This is a genomic window from Desulfobulbus oligotrophicus (genome assembly GCF_016446285.1).
Lineage (GTDB): Bacteria > Desulfobacterota > Desulfobulbia > Desulfobulbales > Desulfobulbaceae > Desulfobulbus > Desulfobulbus oligotrophicus.
Genome location: NZ_CP054140.1, coordinates 2,716,062 through 2,738,689, shown reverse-complemented (window position 1 = coordinate 2,738,689; position 22,628 = coordinate 2,716,062). Strand labels below are relative to the sequence as shown.

Genomic DNA, 22,628 nt, shown 5'->3' with positions numbered 1-22,628 from the left:
TTCGGAAAGAGAGCAGTACATCATTGTTGTCATCGTATAGTCACCCCTCACTCATCGACTGTTCGAGGAGTTGTTATGGATCGTTTCTCCACCAGTTTACTTGGCGAGGCTAAAACCCTGCTGCTCGCCACCGATGGTTCCCCGTTCAGTGATGGAGCCATCCAAGAGGCTATGTTTTTTGGTCAGGCCTGTCAGGCGACAGTGATTGTTCTTCATGTCGTTCATACCCAGGTTGAATCGATCACAGCTGCTAACTTTGAAGTGCGGAAAGGTCGCGAAAAACTCACACCGCATTTTGATTATATCCGGGCCATGGCCAGAGATATCGGCGTCACCCTCGAAGTTGTGGTGGTTGGATCCAGCAGTCCGGAGAAAACCATTGTTGAACAGGCAAGGTTGCGTGGAGCCGATGTTATTCTCATCGGCAGGCATGGCAAGGCCGGCCGGCTGTCATTGCTTGTCGGGAAGATGACGGCCAAGGTGATGGAACAGGGGTTTCCCCGGGTACTGGTCGCGCCCAAGGATTTTATAATAAGCGGCAACCGGATCCTGGTGGGGATCAACAATTCGGCCAACAGCCGAAGGGCGATAGAGGAGGCGATCAGCCTGGGGCACACCTGTACCACCTTGCAGCAGATTATTATGCTGGCAGTGGCACCTTCAGAGGAAGAGGGCGAGAGTGCCCGAGCGCTGCTTGAGGAAGTTTCTCTGTTGACAGAGCAGGCGGCGCCACCGGTCCCCTGCGAATTTCTTCTCGAAGTTGGTGACCCGGTGGAACAGATCCTGAAAACAGCCGATACCCGCGACGTTGATATGATTCTGATCGGTAACCGGAGTAAAGGCGGCATGCCCAAGGTGTTTAAAGGGCACATTGCTGATAATATCATCGGCCGGTCCCGGTGCTCTGTTTTGGTAGTGACGGCTTGAGGTAGTGTTGCAGCCGGTCGTTCTTTTTCATTCTCGGAGTTTTCCATGATTCGTCAACAGGTGCTGCGGATTTTTCCTTTTCTTTCCTGGTTCCCATTGTCCTGGCTCATTTTCCGTGGTGATTTGGTGGCCGGTATCACCGGCGCTCTGATTTTGGTACCCAAAGCCATGGCCTATGCCCAACTCTCGGGTCTGCCACTGCAATTTGGGCTGTATACTGCGCTGGTACCGGCTATTATCGGCGCTCTGTGGGGTTCTTCCCGTCAACTTGCCACTGGCCCGGTGGCTATTCTTTCTCTCATGACCGCAGCTGCTGTTACTCCGATGGCTGTACCCGGATCTGAGGAGTACATCGGTCTGGTGCTGTTGCTGACCCTTTTGGTCGGCTGTATTCAGCTCTTTCTTGGTGTGGTTAAACTCGGCAGTGCGGTTAATTTTGTCTCCCATCCGGTTATTTTAGGGTTCATGAATGCGGCCGCTCTTATCATCGGCCTTTCCCAGCTGGATATGCTCCTTGGTATTCCCAAAGGACGCAGTGATTTTTTCCTTGTGGATGTGTGGGAGATGCTTGGGTACATACCTCTGACACATCTGCCGACCCTTGCGATGTCGATATTCAGTCTGGTCCTCATGCTGGCGGTTAAACGGGTGGCTTTTCTCGCCAAATCCGGCGTGCTGGTGGTGGTCGCCCTGACGACTCTGATCAGTGCTCTCATCGGGTTTGAACACAAAGAGACCGGCCGGATAGGTGATGTTGTGACGCCGGAGACCCGGGAGCTTGTTGAAGAGTACGGTGCCACTGCTCAGCGTATCGAGAGCATGAGCAGCCGGATTGCTGAACTCTCCGTTCAGTTAAGGCAGGCGGAAAAAGAGGGTGATCACCGTAAGTCCGCAAACTTACGCTATAGAATCGAGCTGATGGGCCTTGACATCAAGACGGCTGAACAGGAAAATCGCCATCGGATGCGCGGGATTCATAAGTTGTACTTCGTGCGGACCGTTCCCATGGAAGGACAGTCTTCCCAACTGTATCAGATGGGGATGGCTCCGGCGGAGGACAGGACCGACGGTCGCCGGTGGCATATCAGGAAAATTGAGCAGGATGTGCTGAGGTTGAGCGGCGGCGGTGAGGTGGTCGGTACTGTACCTGCTGGTTTGCCCGGTTTACGCATTCCTGCGATAACTGTAGACGGTGTTTTACAGTTGATGAGTGCCGCTCTGGTCATCGCTCTGGTTGCCTTTATGGAATCAATCTCCATGGCGAAAGCCATGGCCGGTAAAACAAAACAGCGTATTGATCCCAACCAGGAGTTGATTGGCCAGGGTATGGCAAATATTGGTGGTTCTTTTTTCCAGTCGTATCCGGCCAGCGGTTCGTTTACCGGATCTGCCATCAATCTGCAAGCCGGAGCACAAACCGGTCTGGCCATGGTCTTTAACGGGTTTTTTGTGGCTGTCACTCTTCTGTTTCTCACGCCACTCATCTACCATTTACCCAAAGCCGTACTCGCGGTTATCATTGTTCTGGCAGTAACCGGGCTGATCACCCCCCGGGCGTTTCGTCATATCTGGAAGGCGAGTCGTGCCGATGGCCTGCTGGCACTGGTCACATTTGCAGTCACTCTGCTTGCCGCACCTCACCTTGACAAGGGGATCATGGTTGGAGCTTTGCTTGCCATCGGACATTATCTGTATCGTACCATGGCTCCCCGGGTAGCGATCCTGGGGCGTTACAAAGATGGTACTCTTCGCGATGTGAAGTACCATCCTGATCTGGCAACCTCAACCAAAGTGGTGGCCATTCGTTTTGACGGCTCGCTCTACTTTGCCAACATTGCCCATTTTGAAGATGCGGTGCTGGGTGCGGTGGCTGACAACCATGAGGCTCAGTTTCTTCTTGTGGTTGGCGATTCAATCAACTTCATCGACTCTTCAGGTGAAGAGATGCTTCACAACCTGGTGGCACAGTTACAGCAGTCAGGAATAGAGATGGTTTTCTCCGGGTTGAAAAAGCAGGTTCTTGATGTGATGCGGGCAACGGGTCTGTACCGAGTCATCGGAGAGCAGAATATCTTCTCTACAGAAAATCAGGCACTTCTGGCCATATCCTGCCGCTTGGGTGAGGAAGATGATGCCTGTGCACTGTTCAGGTCGTAACCATAAGGCGGCAGGGAAAAGATCCGGGCCGGTTCACAACGGTGCCGCTGATCTCAGGATGACACGCTGTGCCGGCCTTCCGGGTTGACGGTGTGCGTGGAGGATTATTCCAGATACTTGAGACGAAGTGTCTTTTTATCGGTCTTGCCGACACTGGTTTTATCAATGGTTGCAACGATCTTCACTTTGAGCAACATGGCCTGCTTAGAAAGCAGTCCCTTCTCAATAAACTGGTTGATATGACGGATCAGCTGCCGGGGAGTAGGGGGGGATGCCTCATCTTTCGGCACGACGAGAGCCAGGGGACGTTCACCCCACTTCTTATCAGGCATACCGATCACGGCAACTTCCGCTATCCCGGAATAAAGGCCAAGAACATCTTCCAGCTCCAGTGAACTGAGCCACTCACCACCGGTTTTAATAACATCTTTGATCCGATCGGTAATGGTCACATAGCGCTGTCGATTGATGTTGGCAACATCACCGGTGTGCAGGTACCCGCCTTTCCACAGGTTTTCCGAGTTGCGTTTATCTTTGAGGTATCCCTGAGTCAGCCAGGGGGCACGGACGACTATCTCACCCACATGCTCGCCGTCATGGATCACTTCATTCATTGTGTCATCCATCAGTCGCAGCTGCACCATCGGGATGGGGCGACCGGTTCTGCAGCGGATCGAGATCTCCTCTTCCTCACTGAGGTCATCCCGGTCAACATGGGCAATGGTGAGAATCGGACAGGTCTCGGACATGCCGTAGGCGGTAAAGATATCGATGCCGCGACTCAAGGCCTTCTGGCACATGGATTTGGTCAGAGCTGAGCCGCCGATCATTACTTTCCAGTTCGACAGATCAAACTCTTCGAAGTCCGGATGGCTCATCAGCATGTGCATGACCGTTGGCACACAGTGGGAAAAGGTGGCGCCTTCCCGGGCAATAAGCTGAAGAATCGGCCCGGGTGCATATTTCCCCGGATAGACCTGTTTGACACCAAGTGAGGTGGCCACATAGGGTATCCCCCAGGCATGAACATGAAACATGGGGGTCAGCGGTAAATAGACATCCCGCTGATGAAGGCGTCCCTGTTGAAACGGGGTGCCGAGGGCTGCTAAGTTACCAAGTGTATGTAGTACAAGTTGACGGTGACTGAAATAGACACCCTTGGGCATGCCGGTGGTTCCTGTGGTGTAAAAGGTCGTGGCACGGGTGTTTTCATCAAAATCTTCGAAGTCAAATTCAGCACCTGCCATGGCCAGGAGACTTTCATAATCACCGGCCAGCGGTATGTTCGTTTGCGGTGGAGTATCGAGATCGGTCAGTAAAACGTAGCTCTGGATTGTATCGATACGGCCCTTGATCTGTTCGATGATCGGGAGGAATTCGTCGTTGACCAGCAGAAAATCGTCTTCAGCATGATCAATGGTATAGAGAATCTGCTCCGGTGACAATCGGACATTAATGGTGTGCAGCACAGCTCCCAGCATCGGTACTGCAAAAAAACATTCAAGGTAGCGGTGGCTATCCCAATCCATCACCGCCACGGTGTCTCCCGGCTTGACCCCCAAGGCAGAGAGGGCGTTGGCCAGTCGATGAATACGCAGACGCATTTCCCGATATGTGTAGCGCATCTGGTCGCGATAAACGATCTCCTGATCAGGGTTGTCGACAACCGGGGCAAGAAACAGGTTTTTGATCAGAAGAGGGTATGCATAGGCTGAAGCTGTCCGTTGGATGAGCGGGCTTGGCATGGGAAGTTCCTTTTCTAAAAGACAGGGAAAATGACGGAGACTAACGGATGATCACCAATACTGAACACCCTGATACTTGTCAAATACGTTTGTTCACCGGATCGAAAAATAAATGTACCATTTCGTAGTGCTCTAGCAGATAGAAGGCCTTTATTCTTATTATCAGACAGTGGACGGTGTCGTGTGTTCAGAAGCCCGGATCAGGACAATGGATCTGGGTGTCTTCTGCAGCAAAAAAGGCTGTCATCGCCTGCAACAGGTACCAACCGTCAAGATGACCGATGGTTTCACGGATTGAATGCATGGCGAGCTGAGGTACGCCGACATCCACGGTGGGAATACCGATTTCTGCGGCGGTTAAGGGACCGATGGTTGAACCGCAGGCCAGGTCGTTGCGCATGACAAACTCCTGGTACGGGATGTCTGCTTTGGTGCAGAGCTGACGGAACAGACCGGCGGTGATCGCATCGGTTGCATAGCGCTGAGCAGCATTGACTTTAATAACCGGCCCCTGATTGAGCATCACTAAATGGTTTGGGTCGTGCCTGGTTGCGAAGTTCGGGTGCACGGCATGGGCGTTGTCAACAGAGATGAACAGTGAACGGGCAACAACACGCTGCAACAGATCCGGATCCGGATAGAGTCTTTGCAGAACACTTTTAAGAAAAGGGCCCTGGGCACCGGACCTGGACAGACTGCCGATCTCCTCATGGTCATTGAAAACGATCAGCCGGTTACAGTTGTTGTCCGGGGCTGCTGTCATCGCCCTGGCCAGGGCATGGCAGGAAAGCAAATTGTCAAGCCGCGGCCCGGTTATGAATTCGCCGTTCAGACCTGCCCGGCAGGGGGGCTGAAGGTCGTAGAGAAAAAGGTCAAAGGCCAGTATCGTTGCCATGGCCGCTTCCGGATGCAGACGCACCAGCTCTTTTCGTACTAGTTCATTAAAGTCAGGCGGGTCGGCTGTCTCGGTGAGCATGATGATCGGAACAAGATCAGTCTGCCTGTCAATCTGTCGTTTCTCATTGGCCTCCCGATCCAGATGAATGGCAAGGCTCGGGATAATGGCTGCTGCTCTGGTAAAATCGATCAGGCTGCACCGCATGGGTCCGGTGTCGCAGCTCCAGGTTACTCTGCCGGCAATGGAAAGATTACGGTCAAACCAGGGGGCAAGCAGAAGCCCCCCATACATCTCCACACCTAACTGCACGCATCCATGGCGAACCTGCACGGGATTTGGTTTGATTTTCAGGCTCGGACTGTCGGTATGCGCTCCGGCCATGCGCATCGGCATGCCGGCTTGTGGATCCTGACTCAGGGTAAAAGCAATCAGGCTGGCCCCATTGCGGACAACAGAGTAGGAGCCGGGGGGAAGATTGCTCCAGGAAACAGCTTCATCAAGGCGCTTAAAACCTTGTTGCGTCAGGTGATCAAGAACACCGGCGGTTGCATGATAGGCAGTGGGGCTGTGTCGGATAAAGGCAAAAAGGTCGTCAAGATACTCTGTTAGGTGTTCCATTGCAGCTACGCGGTTTTTTTTTTGGGAGGCGGAAGTGTTCAGGACGGATCGTGTCGCCGGTCGGCAGCAGGATCTCGTCATCCGGGTATGTCTGATCAGAGGTGATGTACTCTTTTGCACGTCTGCCTGCAACCTATTCACTGTTGGTGGTTAAGCTGAAAGGAGCAGTGCAGCAGTTTTTTTAGCAGGTGTTGTTCCGGCAGATGCAACGAGCAATGCCATCCTTGTCCGGTCAACGTTTGAAGAAGATGTGCATGGACTGAAAAAATCAGGGAGGGATTATCTGGCTTTCCGGCTTTTTTTGATGCTTTTGGCAGAAAGACCATACTGCTTCATCTTGTCGTACAGGGAGGTCTTGCCGATCTGCAGTTGATCGGCAACAGTGGCAACGTTGCCGGTGTACTTGGACAACGCCTGTTCAATGATGAGTGCTTCAAATTCCGCCAGTATATCCTTGAGCGGCTGTGCACCCAGTTTCTGGTCGATATTTAAAACAGCTCCTTCAGCCTGCTCAGCCGTGGGGTCGTCGTCAAAAATTAAATCGGCTTCTGTGATCACCTTGTCCTTTGCCACGAGAACCGCTCGCTGGATAAGATTTTCCAGTTCTCGTACATTACCTGGCCAGGAGTGGGTAAGGAGACGGTTAATGGCTGATTTGGGGACAAAATCGATCTCTTTTTTAAATGCCTCCCGGTAATGGTTCACAAAGTGTGAAACCAGTTCGACGATATCTTCTTTTCGCTCACGCAGTGATGGAATGGCAATGTTGATGATGTTGAGTCTGTAGTACAGGTCGAGTCGGAATTTTTTTTCTTTCACTGCCTGGGCCAGATCAACGTTGGTGGCGGCAATGACCCGGACATCAACTTTTACCGGTTCAGTGCCGCCCACGCGGATAATTTCACCGTTTTGCAGCACTCGCAACAGGGCCACCTGCATTCGCGGACTGATGTCACCGATTTCATCGAGAAAAATAGTGCCGCCGTTCACAACCTCGAATTTACCGATTTTGCGCTGTACCGCACCGGTAAACGCCCCCTTTTCATAACCGAACAGATCAGCTTCAAGAAGGGAGTCGTTGATGGCATTGCAGTTGATCTTTAAGAAGGGTTTGTCATCTCGTGAACTGGTGGCTTTAACGAGGTTGGCCACCAGTTCTTTGCCGGTTCCGGATTCACCGGTGATGAGAATGGTGGCATCTGATTCGGAAACCTGGTGAATCATCTCTCGCAGTTCTCGCATTTTGCGGCTGCGCCCCACCATCTTGTCTGCCTTATGATAGTGGCCTAACTGGTTTTTTAAGCTGTTGACCTGTCGGGAGAGGCGGTGGCGCATCTCTTCACTTGCCTGCAGTTCACCAATCTTCTGTTCAAGAATGGTTTCAATGCTGGTGTTGAACTGCAGGAGTTCCTGCTCGAAGTTTTTGCGCTGCGTGATGTTCCGCATGATCAACATCAGCAGCTTTTCCCCGGTGTAGCCGATAAAAGACATTGACGAGTATTCCACGGGCGTGTTGTCGACCATGGCTTCTATTACTTTATCATCAACGAAAAAATCAGGGGAGCGTAACAGTCTCTCATGACAGCTAGCACCGATAATCCGTAAACTTTCGGCCACCGGCCTTGAACAGGGGGCACCGAAACATGCTTTGGCACTTCTGTTCATATATTCAATGCGATAGTCTTCTTGAAGCAGGAAGACCATTTCCGGCATGACGTCAAGGAGTGTCTGCCAGTTGGTGCTGAGACGCTGGATTTCGGCTGTAGCGTTGACGATGGGGGCTGGTTGGTCAGACATGCGGCATGAAATGATGTGAGTGTTGTTTAAACGGCCTTCTTTATCTTAGCATTATCCGGACAGACCGACAAACGTATTCCGATAATTCGGATTTTTCAATATCCTGGAAAAGCGCATGTTGCATCGGAGAGAACAGAGACGTTGACAAAGATCCCCGGGTCATTAAGAGCAGAGAATATGTACTAACTGCCGGTGTCCTGCAGGGAAAGGGTACTGGTGGAGCTGGTTGAGAGGCACCCAGGCATACTGACTGGCGGCAGTGAGTATCGGTTCCGGGCAGGAAGGATGCAGTGTGCCATAAAAGCCGTGGAGGGTTACCCGATATCGGGTGTAGTAATGGGTGACGGTTGCCAGAACGTCCAATCGTTCAAGCAGCCAGCCGGTTTCTTCATGAATTTCCCGGAGAGCACCGTGCAGAGGTGTTTCACTCTCCTTGAGCTGTCCGCCGGGAAATTCCCACAGTCCTCCCCAGATGTCATCGGGCAGACGTTGCTGAATAAAAATGCGATCCTCTTTGTACAGAACGCCGCAGGCCATGAGAATGTCTGTTTTTTTATCTCTGGCAATTGGGAGTGGTCTGTATGCAACGGTGTCGGCCTGATAGGCCCGGCAATATACCTGCAACGGGCAGGAGATGCAAGCAGGTCTTTTAGGCGTGCAAATCAGTGCCCCAAGTTCCATCAGGGCCTGATTGAACTGCCGCGGCTGATCCCGGTCCAGCAGCGTATCGGCCATGGCTGTGAGCTGTTTCTTTGTCGAGGCTTTTTTAAGAGGACTGTCAATATCAGCCAAACGGGAAAAGACCCGTTCAACATTGGCGTCAAGCAGGGGGTAGGGCTGATTGAAGGCGATCGACAGGATGGCGGCAGCCGTATACGGACCGATACCCGGAAGAGCAAGCAGTTGCTGATAATCAGCAGGGATATCCATAGCACCGTTATCAACCAGATGCAGCGCAGTCCGGTGAATGTTGCGTGCCCGGGTATAATAGCCCAACCCTTCCCAGGCCTTGAGGATCTTCTGTTCCGGCGCTGCGGCCACTGCTGCAAGATCCGGAAACTGTTCAATCCAGCGCAGGAAGTACATGGCAACCCGTTCCATCTGTGTCTGCTGCCCCATGATCTCGGCAATCCAGACATGATACGGTCTGTAGGTCGTGCGCCATGGGAGTGGGCGCTGATACTGTGCAAACCAGGCAAGAAGCCGGTTTCTGATCTCGTTGACGGTGTGCGGGTGGATGAACTCAATATCAATCACTGCGTATACTCTTTCTGCTCAGTTGCTCTTTAGCCGGTACCGGCAAGGACATGTGCTGTTCACTTCTGCCGACGGTAACACGAGATGGCTGTTCCTGCCGTATGGATCACAGCGGCTATCGGCGATGCCCCGGGTGGGCGCATGTCTGCAGGGTGAACATCCGGTTGCCGGCAGGTGCTCCGGATGGGGCTGTCGTGTATGACCGGTCGCCCTGTCTGTACATGGAGCACGGTCTATATTTACTGCACACCAATTATCAACAGCTAACAATTTACTGTGCAAACAGCACGGTTATGGTAGAAGCTGCTGGCCTGTTTTTGTTTTGTTCCTCTCATCGGATCTGTTATGGCAGCATCTTTTTTTCGTCAGTTTTTCACACCCAGCATGCTGGTCGCCTTTCTTATGGGGTTCAGCTGCGGCATGCCGCTGCTGCTGACCTCCACGGTTCTCCAGGCATGGATGACGGAACAGGGGGTTAACCTTTCAGTCATCGGAGTCTTTTCTCTGGTCGGTTTACCGTACACCCTCAAGTTTGTCTGGGCCCCGATTTTTGATCGATACATTCCTCCGTTTCTGGGACGTCGTCGGGGGTGGCTGCTGATCGTCCAGCTGATCCTGATTTTGACTGTTGCCTCCCTTGGTCTGACCGATCCGGGCCAGACGCCCTGGCTTGTGGCGCTGGCCGCCTGTTTTGTCACCTTTTTCTCCGCATCCCAGGATATTGTGGTTGATGCGTACCGACGTGAAGATCTTAAGGACAATCAGTTGGGACTCGGCAGTTCACTCTATGTGAACGGGTACCGGATCGGAATGCTTTTGTCCGGCAGCGGGGGCCTGATTCTTGCCGATCATTTCACATTTGATCAGGTGTATCTGCTCATGGCCGCCTCACTCCTGGTGGGTGTGGTTACCACGCTCCTCTGCAAAGAGCCGCCGTTGACAGTAGCGACACCACGCACGCTTCGCGAGGCAGTGGTGGAGCCATTTGTCGAATACTTCAGCCGTGACCGGGCTATAACATTACTTTTGTTTATCCTGCTGTACAAGATCGGTGACCAGATGGCCTCAACCTTAACCACCCCGTTTTATCTGGCCCTCGGGTTCAGCAAGACGCAGATCGGTGTGGTGGCGAAACTCTTTGGATTCTGGTCCACTGTTATCGGCGGGCTGTTGGGTGGGATTGTCATGCTGCGCATCGGCATAATACGCAGCCTGTGGGTTTTCGGTATTTTACAGACGCTGGGCATTTTGAGCTTTTCGATTTTGGCCCTGGTAGGGTATTCAGTTTCCGGGTTGATCATTGCTATTGTGCTTGAACAGCTGACCAGCGGCATGGGGACCTGTGCCTATGTGGCCTACATGGCATCGTTGACCAATAAACGGTTCACTGCCGCCCAATACGCGCTCCTGTCAAGCTGCATGGGCGTTCCCCGGGTCATCATTGCCGCTCCGGCCGGATGGATAGCAGAGATGGTGAACTGGCCGTTGTTTTTCCTGGGATGCACCCTGGCGGCGATACCCGGCCTGCTACTTTTGCCGCTGGTTGCCAGGCAATACCGCCAGGATATGGATTAGCTGTTTGAGTTCTTGTCCAGCTGTAGTACATTGGTAAATCATTCCTATTTGTAGTATATACGTCTATCATTCCTGTTTCTTACACCAGAACCCTGCTTCGGAACCGAAAATGTCGATTCGTCTTTACAACACGTTGACCCGAACCAAAGAACCGCTTCGTCCCATCGAAGAGGGGCATGTCAAACTCTATGTGTGCGGTATCACCTCGTACGACTACTGCCATATCGGGCATGCCCGTTCAGCCTTGGTCTTTGATATGGTGGTTCGCTATCTTCGTCATCGAGGCTACAGAGTGACCTTTGTCCGTAACTTTACAGACATTGACGATAAAATCATTAACCGCGCTCGGGAACTGGACATTGACAGTGCCAGCCTGGCATTACGCTTTATCAATGAATTTCATAGAGATATGGATGCTCTGGGGACTGTTCGACCGGATGTGGAACCCAAAGCCACTGAGCACGTCCCGGAGATGATCGCCCTGATCAAACAGCTGGTTGACAGGGGGCTGGCGTACCCTGCCAACGGTGATGTGTACTTTCGCGTAGAACGGTTTGCCGACTATGGCAGGCTTTCCGGACGGGGACTTGAGGACATGCAGGCCGGTGCACGGGTTGCGGTGGATGAGAAGAAAGAACACCCCATGGATTTTGTGCTCTGGAAAGGGGCCAAGCCCGGTGAACCGAAGTGGCCAAGCCCATGGGGAGAAGGCCGGCCAGGCTGGCATATCGAGTGCTCGGCCATGAGCCACAAGTATTTAGGGGAAACCTTTGATATCCATGGCGGTGGGAAAGATCTGGTGTTTCCTCACCACGAAAACGAGATTGCCCAGAGCTGTGGGGCAACCGGTAAACCGTTTGCCAATGTATGGATGCATCATGGTTTTGTTACGATAAAAGACGAAAAGATGTCGAAGTCATTGGGTAATTTTTTAACAATCCGTGATGTGCTGAAGCAGTATGATGCAGAGGTCCTTCGACTTTTTATCTTTTTCACCCACTATCGCAACCCGTTGGATTTTAATGAGACAGCCCTTCAGGATGCCAGATCAGGGCTTGAGCGCATGTACGAGTGCCTGGCACAGGTCACTGCCCTGCCGGCCGGGGATGCCGATGCTGCAGGCAGCATACCGGCAAAGGATCGACAGAGTCTTGAGGAACTGCAGACCAGATTTCACCGGGCCATGGACAACGATTTTAATACTGCTCAGGCTCTGGGGCACCTTTTTGATGCAGTCAAGACGCTCAACAAGGTGCTGCGGCTGCTGCCCGAAACACCGGCAGCAGCGGATGTGGAGTTCCTGCACGGTGTTGTGACTGTTTTCCGTGATTTGGCCGGGGTGCTTGGTCTGGTGCAGCGTGATCCTGCCGTGGTCGTTGCCGAGAACAGGGCCAGGGAGGTGGCTGCACTCACACTTGACGAGGCGGAGATCCAGCAGTTGATCGATAAACGTGATCAGGCACGAAGTTCCAGGGATTGGAAAACATCCGATGAGATCCGCGATTACCTGCTGACGCACCGTATCGTCCTGAAAGACAGCCCGGAAGGCACCAGCTGGGAAGTGAAAAAATAATCGACCGGCTTTGCCCGGCAGCGCCGCAATCAAAAAGGAGTATGCCATGATACGCAATCCTGCTGTTGCTGATCGGTTTTATCCCGGAGATGCTGAGCATCTGCGCTCAGCGATGGACATCTTTGTACCGGTGACGACTGCAGAGGAGAAAGAACAGGCCATGGTGGTGATCATGCCCCATGCCGGGTATGTTTACTCCGGAGCTACTGCCGGAGCCACCATCAGTCGTGTCGTGGTTCCGGAGACGGTGTTGATCATGGGGCCCAACCACCGGGGGCAGGGCGCTGCCCTGGCTTTAGGTACTGAGGATTGGCGCATGCCCATGGGCATGGTGCCGATCAATCAGCAGCTGGCCCGGGCTATTCTCAGACAATCAGAGGATATACGTGAAGATTCCGAGGCCCATCGCCATGAGCACTCGCTCGAGGTGCAGGTGCCGTTTTTACAGCAGGTGCAGCCGCAGTTACAGATTGTGCCGCTGATGGTCTCGCACGTGTCCTACACCCTCTGTCAGAAGGTGGCGGCTGATCTGGCCGCAGTTCTGCAGGCGTACCGGAACCCGGTGCTGATTGTGGCCTCAACAGACATGAGTCATTACGAAACCCGGAAACAGGCGGCACAGAAGGACCAGCTCGCCATTGAACGGATTCTGGCGCTCGATCCTGAAGGGCTGTACGCCACGGTACACAGGAACAGGATCTCCATGTGCGGTGTGATCCCCACAACCATCGCCCTGCTGGTTGCTCTGCAGCTGGGGGCCAAACAGGCCAGGATGGTGCATTATACTGATTCCGGCGAGGCCAGCGGTGATGTCAGTCAGGTTGTGGGGTATGCCGGATTGATTGTATCCTGAGCCCCCTGTCTTTTTCGGTGCCGTACTTCCCGTCCGGGGCACAGATTTTTACTTGACAACAGGTACAAATCCATCTATTTTCACTGCACTTCAAGCCAGCTGGGGGATGGTCTAACGGCAAGACAGCGGACTCTGACTCCGCTTATCGGGGTTCGAATCCCTGTCCCCCAGCCACGTTTATGCAGCGTTTAACTCGAACAGGGGTTAAACGCTTTTTTATTGTCCTCGAAAGACAGCAATCAACACAGCTGTTGAATAATCTGTACAACCACTGCCGATACTATGCCCAATATTGATATGTCCATCACGCTGGCCACTCTCATGGGGGCCGCTGTCCTTTTAGTGAGTAACCGCGTCAGGGGAGATCTGGTCGCCATGCTGGTGGTGTTCACCATGCTGGTCACCGGAGTGCTTGATGTGAACGAATCTTTTTCCGGTTTTTCCAGCCCGGTGGTGATCATTATTGCCTGTATGTTCATTATTTCCGAGGCTATTGTGCATACCGGTATTGCCCAGCGGATAGGCGAGGCTGTGCTGAAACACGGCGGTTCAAGTGAGGGTAGGCTTCTGGTCCTGATTATGGCGGCCGCAAGTTTTCTGGGGTCGTTTATGAGTTCCACCGCCACTGCCGCTATCTTTATCCCCATCACTATGGCCGTTGCCCGGAAAGCCGATATCAATCATAAGCGATTGCTTATCCCTCTGGCGGTGGCATCATTGATCAGCGGTATGATGACCCTGGTTGCCACCACCCCGAATATCGTGGTCAACAATGCTTTGCGTGAACGAGAGCTGACACCCCTGTCTTTTTTCAGTTTTACGCCGTACGGACTGGTGGTCTTTATTCTGGCCGTAAGCTTTATGCTTTTCTGGGGACGGGATCTTTTGTCCAAACGGAGAAATGCTATCAAACAAAAACAAGAGCGCTCCATTGAGGACCTGATGGAACGCTATGATGTGCGCAAGTCCATTTCCGTGCTGCGGGTGACGCACACCTCTGATCTGATCGACCGATCTGTTGCCCGTATACAGCTCGGAGCCCGTTATCAGATCAATCTCATTGCCCTTCGTACAGCGTCTGAGCGTGGCGGCGAGGTGCTGCCCGCCCGGCCGGAGAGTGTTTTTTACGCTGATGATTTTCTCGTGGTTATCGGTTCCCGCGAAAAGATCGCTGATTTTGTCGCAGACTATGCCCTGGAAGTTGTGGAAGTGGCGATTGATCCGGAGGTGCGCCGGGAGTTTACCCAGGTGATCGGTGTCGGGGAGGTTATGCTGACACCGGATTCCAACCTGATCGGTAAATCCATTCGTGAAATTCGTTTTCACAATCAGTTTCAATGTCTTGTCCTGGCCATTCGCCGCGAGGGCACGACACAGACCACAGACTTTAGTGATCTCCCCCTCAAGTTTGGTGATGTGCTGCTTATCTGCGGTGCATGGGAAGATATTCTACGTTTGCGTGAGTACCGGGATCAGTACCTGCTGCTCACCCTGCCGCAGGATTATCAGGAGGTGATTGCCGATCGTAACCGGGCTCCGCTGGTCATCGGTATCCTCATCACCATGATCGGCCTGATGGTGTTTAATGTGCTGCCCACGGTGACGGCTGTGCTTGGTGCAACGGCAGCTCTTGTCCTGACCCGTTGTGTCAAGATTGATACCTGCTGTAAGGTGATTGACTGGCAGACGGTTATCCTTATTGCCGGTATTCTGCCCCTGGCCCTGGCTCTGCAGAAAACCGGCATTATCGCCCAGATCAGCCAGTACCTGCTCACCCTGTTCGGCACCAGTTCACCGCTGCTGGTCCTGGGTGTACTTTTTCTGATCTCTGCCGTGATCGGTCTCTTTCTTTCCAACACCCCCACTGCGGTACTGATGGCCCCCATGGCGATAGATATCGGGCTCGCTCTTAACATCTCTCCCCAGGCCTGTGCCATGACCGTGGCCATTGCCTGCTCTGCGGCATTTGTTTCTCCTTTGGGTTCACCGGTCAATATGATTGTCCGTGAGCCGGGCGGGTATCAGTTTGCCGATTATGCCAAGGTGGGAATCCCACTGTTACTGTTATCCCTGGTGACAACGGTGCTCCTGTCCTGGCTTTTGTATCTTCGTTAGTTGCCGACCGGCTCTGGTAAAACGCGATGATCATGCGTGGCGCTCAGGCTGCACGATGGCCACAGATTTTTCAAGGTAAACCGGGACAACCACTATGGAAAGATGTGAGCTGATGAATACCCTGACTGCTTCCGAACTTTGTCTTGTCATCGATCCTGCCATACTTGGCTTTTCCGATACCTCTGAACTCCTGAACCAGATGGTCCCATGGATCGGTCAGGAGCGGGCGCAAACCGCTGCTTATTTCGGTCTGGGCATGGCGCAGGCCGATTACAACCTGTTTGTCCTGGGTGAGGTCGGCAGCGGGCGGTCTTCGTTACTTGAGGAGGCCATGCGATCCGTTGCCGCCGGGCAACCGACGCCGCCGGATCTTTGCTATCTGCACAATTTTGAGGTACCGGAGCGCCCCCTGGCCCTCTACCTGCCGGCAGGGTGGGGGCGAAAGTTCCGTCTGGGCATGGCACGCCTGGTGAAAACCCTGCTGACCGAGATCCCGCGGCAGTTGGATGGTCCGGACTTTACAATTGAAAGAGAACAACTTGTCAAAGCGCACAAGGAGCAGGAAACGCTTGCCTTTGTCGAACTGGAGGCCTTTGGTGAAGCCCGCCGATTTACCATGCACCGGGAATCCGGCCGGATCATGTTCACTTTACGCGATGAGAACGGACGTGCTTTGACGGACGAAGAGATGCTCGCCCTGCCAAAGGAGCGTCGACTGGAGATCGCCCGGGCTGAACAGGAGCTGCTGACAGGGATCAACCAGTATTTTGAGAAGATCCGCGGCATGGAACGTGTACTGGACGATGCGCTGGCCACGCTGGCTCGTCGGGTGATCAAACCGCTGCTTGACCGTGAGTTGCAGCAGACACGCTCCTGCTTCCAGCAGATGGGCAACGACCAGGAAAAGCTCGAGGCGTATCTCTCCCGGGTTATGGAAGATATCCTTGCCCATCTTGAGGTGTTCAGATCTTCTGAAACAGAGGAATCGTCCAACGAAACCCTCCTGTCTGTCGTGTCACGGTACCGGGTGAATCTGGTGGTTGATAACGACGGCATGCAGGGTGCACCGGTGATAGTTGAAAACAATCCCCAGTTCCGTCCGCTGTTTGGCAGCATTGAGTATCAGTCTGAAAACGATGTGCTGGTGACCGATTTCTCCCGTATCCGGGCCGGCAGCCTGCATAGCGCCCATGGTGGTTTTTTGCTGCTGCATCTGCGGGATCTGCTGACTGATGAGCTGGTCTGGGAAAAGCTCCGCCGGTTTTTGCGCAACGGTTTGTTGCAGATAGAAGAACCGGGAGTTGCTTTTGCGCCCATTGCCGCAGTCTCCCTTACACCCGAAGCTGTTAAGGTGACGGTGAAGGTTGTGCTGATCGGTTCCCGCCGGCAGTACTATGAACTGCAGGAGATCGACCCTGAGTTCAGCCGTCGGTTCCGGGTAAAGGTGGACTTTGCCGACCGTTTCAGTGCTGACCTCGGCACTTACAGGGCCTCGGCAGTCTTTGTTGCGCAGATGTGCCGGGACCATGGCCTGCCGCACTTTTCTGCCGCTGCTGTGGCTCTGTTGCTGGAACAGGGGCACCGTGCGGCTGAGGATCGCTCCCGGCAGAGTGCAGTGTTCGCAGAGACCGGGGCGCTGGTCATGGAGAGCGCGGCCTGTTGCCGGGCACGCTCCGGGCGACTGGTCGGAGTGACGGATGTGGAGGGTGCTCTGGCTGCCCGTCGTGAGCGGCATAACTATCCGCAACAGCGTTTGCACGAAGCCATAGTTGACGGAGAGGTGCTCATCACGGTTGAAGGTTCACAGGTCGGCCAGCTCAACGGATTGACGGTAGTTGATCTTGGTGACCACAGTTTCGGCTATCCGGTCAGGGTGACGGCACGGACCTATGCCGGAGAGGACGGCCTGGTCAGTATTGAGCGTGAAGTGGAGATGTCAGGGCCGATCCATGACAAGGGCATGCTGATTCTCCACAATTACCTGTCCAGCCTCTTTGTCCGCAACACACCTCTGGCACTCAGTGCCTCCATTGTTTTTGAACAGGAGTATCATGGTGTTGAAGGTGATTCCGCCTCCTGTGCCGAGCTGTATACAGTGCTCTCCTCTCTGTCCGGACTGCCGCTTAAGCAGGGAGTTGCCGTGACCGGCGCACTGAATCAGTACGGTGAGGTGCTGCCGGTGGGAGGGATCAATGAAAAGATTGAAGGATTTTTCAACATCTGTGCGGCCAGCGGTTTAACCGGTGACCAGGGGGTCGTGATCCCGCACCGTAACCGTCTCCATCTGATGCTTGATCGGCAGGTGGTTGAGGCGGTCGCCCAGGGGCGTTTTCACATCTACACCATTTTGGAGGTAACAGAAGGTCTGGAGTTGCTCACCGGTGTGCCTGCCGGCCAGGCTGACAAAAATGGCCTTTACCCGCCGGGAAGCATTCTCGGTCTTGCTCAGACGACCCTGCAGAACTTTCGCCGGGCCTGTCAGGCTGTTGATGTTAAGCCGGCCCCTCGCCTGCGGTGAGCACACCCGGATCACAGGTCTACCTGTTGCCTGTGCATATAAAAAGAACCGCGTTTTCCTTATACGTGTCGACTTGCAGCATTTTCCCAAGGCTGCCAAACGTGTGCGATCTCTATCCGGCTGCACGTTTTCTTTTTTTGTCTGCTGTTCCGGGTACCCGTTGAAAACGGGTCGCCGCCATTCCAAACGCACTCGCACCTGATCAGGATCACCCGGCAGACGGGTCCGCAGCTGCCAGGCCAGCTTTTTCTGGACAATCAGGCCGGGAACGATCATAGTGAGTCTGCTTTCTCATCTTGAAGCAGCAGGTTTTTATCTTTGAAGGAGGTCGTCTCATGCAACCGCAACTTGATCGCCATTTGCGTTTCACCCTGCTTTCCGACATGGTTCTTATCAGGGCTTTTGAAGATCGTATTTCAGAACTCTCCCGGGAAAGGGGCCGTCTGCCCGGCATGCAGATCACCTGCCACGGTCAGGAGGCCATCGCCGCCGGAGTGGTACGGGCCATGATTGAACAGGATGTTATTGTGACCAACCACCGCAGCCATGGGCACATGCTGGCCCGCGGTGTGGATCCCAAGACACTCATGGCCGAGATTATGGGTAAACGTGATGGTTTGAATCGGGGCAAGTCCGGCACTCTGCACCTGGCCGATCCCGGCCGTAACGTCCTGATGACCTCTACTGTGGTCGGAGCTGCACCGCTGCTTGGAATGGGAGCTGCCTTTGCTCAGAACTATCGACAGGAACAGGCTGCCACCTGTGTATTTTTCGGCGATGGCGCTGCGGCTGAGGGGAGTGTACACGAGGCCATGAACATGGCTGCTGTCTGGAAACTGCCGGTGCTCTTTGTCTGCGAATCCAATCGCTGGGCCGGTGCCCAGGGCCATGACGAACACTGTCCCATTGAACGGGTCGCCGACCGTGCTCCAGGCTATGCCATGCCCGGTGTTGTGGTGGACGGCAACGATGTGGAGGCTGTGTATATCGCTGCTCACCGGCTGCTGGAGGCGTGTCGGGCCGGTAAGGGACCTGCTTTTCTGGAATGTCTGACCTATCGTATGCATGGTCACGGCGAGATGGATGTGCAACACTATGTGGACAAGGATGAGCTGGCCGCCTGGGACAAGCGCGATCCCATTGAGCTGTACATCGAGGTCCTGCAGACAGAGGGCCTTCTGGATTCACGGGATGCGGTAGAACAGCAGGCCGTACAGACCGTGGATGCGGCGGTGGCCTTTGCCGATGCCAGTCCCTATCCTCCACCGGAGGAGGCCCTGGAGCACATCTACGTTCAGCCCATCGGACAGGAGGGATAAGACATGACTGTAAAAAGCGTTGGTCAGGCAATAGCAGAGGCTCTGTCCCTGGCTTTGGAAATGGATGAAGGCGTATTTTTGGCGGGTGAAGGGATCGGTACCTCTATCAATATTAATCCGCATCTCCCCACACATCAGCTGCTTGAGCGTTTCGGTGCGCGCCGAGTGCGTGATACACCGGTGAGCGAGGCCGCCATTGCCGGTCTGGCCGTCGGCGCCAGTTGTATGGGGCTTAAGCCGGTGGTGGAGATCATGTACTTTCCTTTTTTCACCCTGGCCTCAGACATGATAATCAACCATGCGGCCAAGCTGCGGTATCTGAGCGGCGGGCTGTCCAGCTTCCCGCTGACCGTCCGCATCAAGTCCGGTCTGTTTTCAGCCGGTTGCCAGCACTCACACTATCTGGAGTCATGGCTGACCCATGTGCCCGGGCTCAAGGTGGTGTATCCCTCCAATCCGGCAGATGCCAAGGGTTTGCTCCTGTCGGCTGTCTTTGATCCGGACCCGGTGGTGATCATCGAGGAGATGCCTCTGTACTGGAGCATCCATGATGAGGTGCCTGAGGGCGATGTGCGTGTTCCGCTGGGGCAGGCACGTCTTGCCCGCCAGGGCCGGGATGTCACCCTGGTCACTTATGGCGGGGCCGTGCATGTGGCTCTGCAGGCGGCTGATGTCCTGGCTGAAGAGGGAATCGCCCTGGAGGTTATCGATCTGCGCAGTCTGCTGCCGCTGGATACAGCCACTGTACTTGCCTCAGTACGCAAGACCGGCCGCTTTGTCACCCTGCACGATGCCACCCGGTTTTGCGGTTTTGGTGCCGAGCTGGTGGCTACTGTGGCTGAGGCCTGTCACGGTGAGCTGAAGGCGCCCCCGCGCCGTGTTGCGGCACCGGATATTCCGGTTCCCTTTACCCCGCCGCAGGAAGACTTCTACCGGCCTTCTGCTGAGACGGTTGCGGCCACTGTGCGTGAGCTGGTTCGTACATCCTGAGCCTGTCTGATCTTTGCCGTCTGTTCAGGTCGCTCAGGCCTGAGCAGACGGTTTTCGAGTAATACTATCGATTTACATCTCACTTGAAACGTGTCTGTTGCTGTTGGTATTCATGCCTTGTCCTCAGTACTGCAGCCAGCCGGTATCAACGACACCCCATGATAAGCAGTTCAAAAACCAGATTGGAAGAGTGCACTGTGGAAGTTCTCATTCGTCCGTATACCCCGGCAGATTGGCCGATCTTGTGGCCTGTTCTTGAAACAACCTTTGCACAGGGCGATACCTATGCCTTTCCAACGGACTGGACTGCCGAAGAAACACAAAAGGCCTGGATTGTAGTGCCGTTGGCAACCTTTGTTGCTGTCTCGGAAGACAATCAGCTGGTCGGCACCTACTACATCAAGGCAAATCAGATGGGCAACGGCGCCCATACCGCCAACTGCGGTTATGTGGTACCTGCCGCCTTTGCCGGACAGGGCATTGCAACTCGTCTGTGCAAACACTCGCAACAGGAGGCAAGACGGTTAGGATTTCTTGCCATGCAGTTCAACTTTGTCGTTGCCACCAACACCCGCGCTGTGGCGCTGTGGCAGCACCTCGGCTTTCAGATTGTCGGCACCGTACCTCGGGCATTTCAACATCCGCAACATGGTCTGGTGGCCGCCTATGTGATGCACAAGTGGCTGGCCGACCCGCCACAACAGCCATAGTCGACACCTTGCCTGCACCGTACCGGAGACCGTGCTAGCACCGGCTCTGACTGCTATCTGTCCTGGTGGCCAGCAGTTTTTCTCTGCCCGGTAGAAAGAACGAAAGTACCAGACCTGTCACCGCAAAGATAATCATAATATGAAAGATAGAGGGCAGCCCCCAGCGATCGGCAAACCAACCAAGAAGAGTTGCGCCTATGCCGCCGGCCCCTATGCCGAATCCAAGAGTCAGCCCTGAGGCTAATCCCACATTGTTCGGCAGGAGCTCCTGACCTAAAACAACCGTGATGGCAAAGGTTGAGATCAGGGCGAATCCGGACAGGGCAATCACGACCATGGAGGCAGGGCCGCTTGTGTACGGAAAGAGGTGCAGCAGCGGTATCGTCACTGCCATGGATGCGACAATAACGGTCTTTAAGCCCCATCGGTCGGCGGCCGGCCCACCAAAAACAGTACCAAAAGCACCAAAAAGAAGAAAGATAGAGGTCATACCTGCTGCATAAGCTTGACTGTGTTGCAGGTGGTGCATGGAGTACTGCGGTAAAAAAGTGACAATACCAAAGTGCATCCAGGTGCGCATAATAATGACCAGCACCAGCATGATCGCAGCACCGATGATCTGCCCCTGGCTTAGTCCCCGCCCTTCAGAGGTTGGGCTCTCCCTGACGATTTTCGGTGGAGGAAGAGGTCTGGTGGTTTCTGTCTTGGTAATGGTTGGCAGATAAAACCAGAGCAGCAGACTCATCACGCCGTTGATGACAAGAAATCCCAGGGTACCCTCACGGCCCGCCCAGGCAAGCAGGAGCGTGGCCAGAATCGGACCCATGGCAAATCCGAAGTTGCCTCCCACAGAAAAGATGGCCATTCCGGAAGCCTTACGCGAACCACTGGCACAGCGGGCATATTTGGATCCTTCCGGATGATAGGCGGCAACGCCCAGGCCGGCTATCAAGGATGCCACCAGCAGGAGAGTGTAGTTGGGCATAAACCCGGTCAGCGACATCCCTACCCCGGCCAGCAGACAACCGGTGGGGATGAGCCAGGCAGCACGAAACCGATCGCTGAAGATTCCAAAAGCCGGTTGAATGACTGAAGAACTCAGGTTAAAGGCCAGCATAACCATACCCACCTGCAGCTGACTGAGCGTGAGCACAGGCTGCAGAAAGGCCAGCATCATGGTCAGCCCTCCCTGAATAATGTCGGTGATGGCATGGCCGAAACCAAGGAGGGCAAGCACCTTCTTGTTCATTGCATCTCTTCCTCAAGGGTATTGTCGGTAACAGTGTGGGACCGGATTACAGTAAAAGACAGCAGATCGTACAGAGAAAAGGCCATCAGGATACACCTTACCGGCTGCCAAGGGAAGGGGAAGGTGGTATGTTTTTGGACTTCCCGGCACAGGATAGAACAGAGTTGCAGCGTATACGCTGCTGTCGGTTATTGTGGAGAACCGGGCCGACAGGAACGCCTGTCCTCCAGCTTGTTGAACTGTTTGTCATGATGGTGTATGGAAAACCAAGAACCCGGGCACTCACCAGCTGGACAGCAGGGCCGGCAGCATCTGATGACTGAAGAA

General features: G+C 54.1%; 15 protein-coding genes and 1 tRNA gene. 11 read left to right on the top strand and 5 right to left on the bottom strand.

The window, feature by feature from the left end; genetic code table 11:
- Positions 1-75 precede the first annotated feature (75 nt).
- Together HP555_RS12550 and HP555_RS12545 are read left to right on the top strand one after the other, a co-directional pair.
- A complete protein-coding gene (locus HP555_RS12550) occupies positions 76-927 on the top strand; it encodes a universal stress protein (protein ID WP_199262921.1) in 852 nt (283 codons plus the stop codon).
- A gap of 45 nt (positions 928-972) precedes the next feature.
- Positions 973-3,084: a SulP family inorganic anion transporter gene (locus HP555_RS12545; RefSeq protein ID WP_199262920.1), complete on the top strand. Its 2,112-nt coding sequence runs from the start codon at positions 973-975 to the stop codon at positions 3,082-3,084.
- A 104-nt stretch (positions 3,085-3,188) separates the two neighbouring features.
- On the opposite strand, the gene HP555_RS12540 is transcribed toward HP555_RS12545, so the two are convergent.
- The 4 genes from HP555_RS12540 to mutY all read right to left on the bottom strand — a co-directional run bounded on the left by HP555_RS12540 (position 3,189) and on the right by mutY (position 9,399).
- Positions 3,189-4,829, bottom strand: coding sequence for a fatty acid--CoA ligase (locus tag HP555_RS12540; protein ID WP_199262919.1), 1,641 nt, complete (start codon positions 4,827-4,829; stop codon positions 3,189-3,191).
- Positions 4,830-5,016: 187 nt separating this feature from the next.
- On the bottom strand, positions 5,017-6,345 hold the full coding sequence (locus HP555_RS12535) for a M18 family aminopeptidase (RefSeq protein ID WP_199262918.1): 1,329 nt from the start codon (positions 6,343-6,345) through the stop codon (positions 5,017-5,019).
- Between the two features lie 279 nt (positions 6,346-6,624).
- Positions 6,625-8,142, bottom strand: a complete 1,518-nt coding sequence (locus HP555_RS12530) for a sigma-54 interaction domain-containing protein (RefSeq protein WP_199262917.1) — start codon at positions 8,140-8,142, stop codon at positions 6,625-6,627.
- Positions 8,143-8,304: 162 nt separating this feature from the next.
- The gene (gene mutY / locus HP555_RS12525) at positions 8,305-9,399 is read right to left on the bottom strand and encodes an A/G-specific adenine glycosylase (protein WP_233249181.1); all 1,095 of its coding nucleotides are present in this window, start codon (positions 9,397-9,399) and stop codon (positions 8,305-8,307) included.
- A 345-nt stretch (positions 9,400-9,744) separates the two neighbouring features.
- On the opposite strand from mutY, the gene HP555_RS12520 reads away from it, so the two are divergent.
- The 9 genes from HP555_RS12520 (at position 9,745) to HP555_RS12480 (ending at position 21,052) form a co-directional block, all read left to right on the top strand.
- Positions 9,745-10,974 carry an AmpG family muropeptide MFS transporter gene (locus tag HP555_RS12520; protein ID WP_199262916.1) on the top strand — a complete coding sequence of 410 codons (1,230 nt, stop codon included), beginning with the start codon at positions 9,745-9,747 and terminating at the stop codon, positions 10,972-10,974.
- A gap of 109 nt (positions 10,975-11,083) precedes the next feature.
- Complete coding sequence (gene cysS / locus HP555_RS12515) at positions 11,084-12,547, top strand: cysteine--tRNA ligase (RefSeq protein ID WP_199262915.1); 1,464 nt, start codon at positions 11,084-11,086, stop codon at positions 12,545-12,547.
- Positions 12,548-12,593: 46 nt separating this feature from the next.
- Complete coding sequence (gene amrB / locus HP555_RS12510; protein ID WP_199262914.1) at positions 12,594-13,400, top strand: AmmeMemoRadiSam system protein B; 807 nt, start codon at positions 12,594-12,596, stop codon at positions 13,398-13,400.
- Between the two features lie 100 nt (positions 13,401-13,500).
- Positions 13,501-13,574: transfer RNA gene (locus HP555_RS12505), tRNA-Gln, on the top strand.
- Between the two features lie 108 nt (positions 13,575-13,682).
- A complete protein-coding gene (locus HP555_RS12500; RefSeq protein WP_199262913.1) occupies positions 13,683-15,515 on the top strand; it encodes an SLC13 family permease in 1,833 nt (610 codons plus the stop codon).
- Between the two features lie 112 nt (positions 15,516-15,627).
- The gene (locus HP555_RS12495; protein WP_199262912.1) at positions 15,628-18,033 is read left to right on the top strand and encodes a Lon protease family protein; all 2,406 of its coding nucleotides are present in this window, start codon (positions 15,628-15,630) and stop codon (positions 18,031-18,033) included.
- A gap of 335 nt (positions 18,034-18,368) precedes the next feature.
- Entirely contained in the window at positions 18,369-19,352 is a 984-nt protein-coding gene (locus tag HP555_RS12490) for a thiamine pyrophosphate-dependent dehydrogenase E1 component subunit alpha (protein ID WP_199262911.1), read from the top strand.
- Positions 19,353-19,355: 3 nt separating this feature from the next.
- A complete protein-coding gene (locus tag HP555_RS12485; protein ID WP_199262910.1) occupies positions 19,356-20,342 on the top strand; it encodes an alpha-ketoacid dehydrogenase subunit beta in 987 nt (328 codons plus the stop codon).
- A gap of 197 nt (positions 20,343-20,539) precedes the next feature.
- On the top strand, positions 20,540-21,052 hold the full coding sequence (locus tag HP555_RS12480; protein ID WP_199262909.1) for a GNAT family N-acetyltransferase: 513 nt from the start codon (positions 20,540-20,542) through the stop codon (positions 21,050-21,052).
- A gap of 34 nt (positions 21,053-21,086) precedes the next feature.
- Here the strand turns inward: HP555_RS12480 and HP555_RS12475 are convergent, their stop codons facing one another.
- Positions 21,087-22,301 (bottom strand): MFS transporter, encoded by a 1,215-nt coding sequence (locus HP555_RS12475; protein ID WP_199262908.1) that lies wholly within the window; start codon positions 22,299-22,301, stop codon positions 21,087-21,089.
- Positions 22,302-22,628 lie beyond the last annotated feature (327 nt).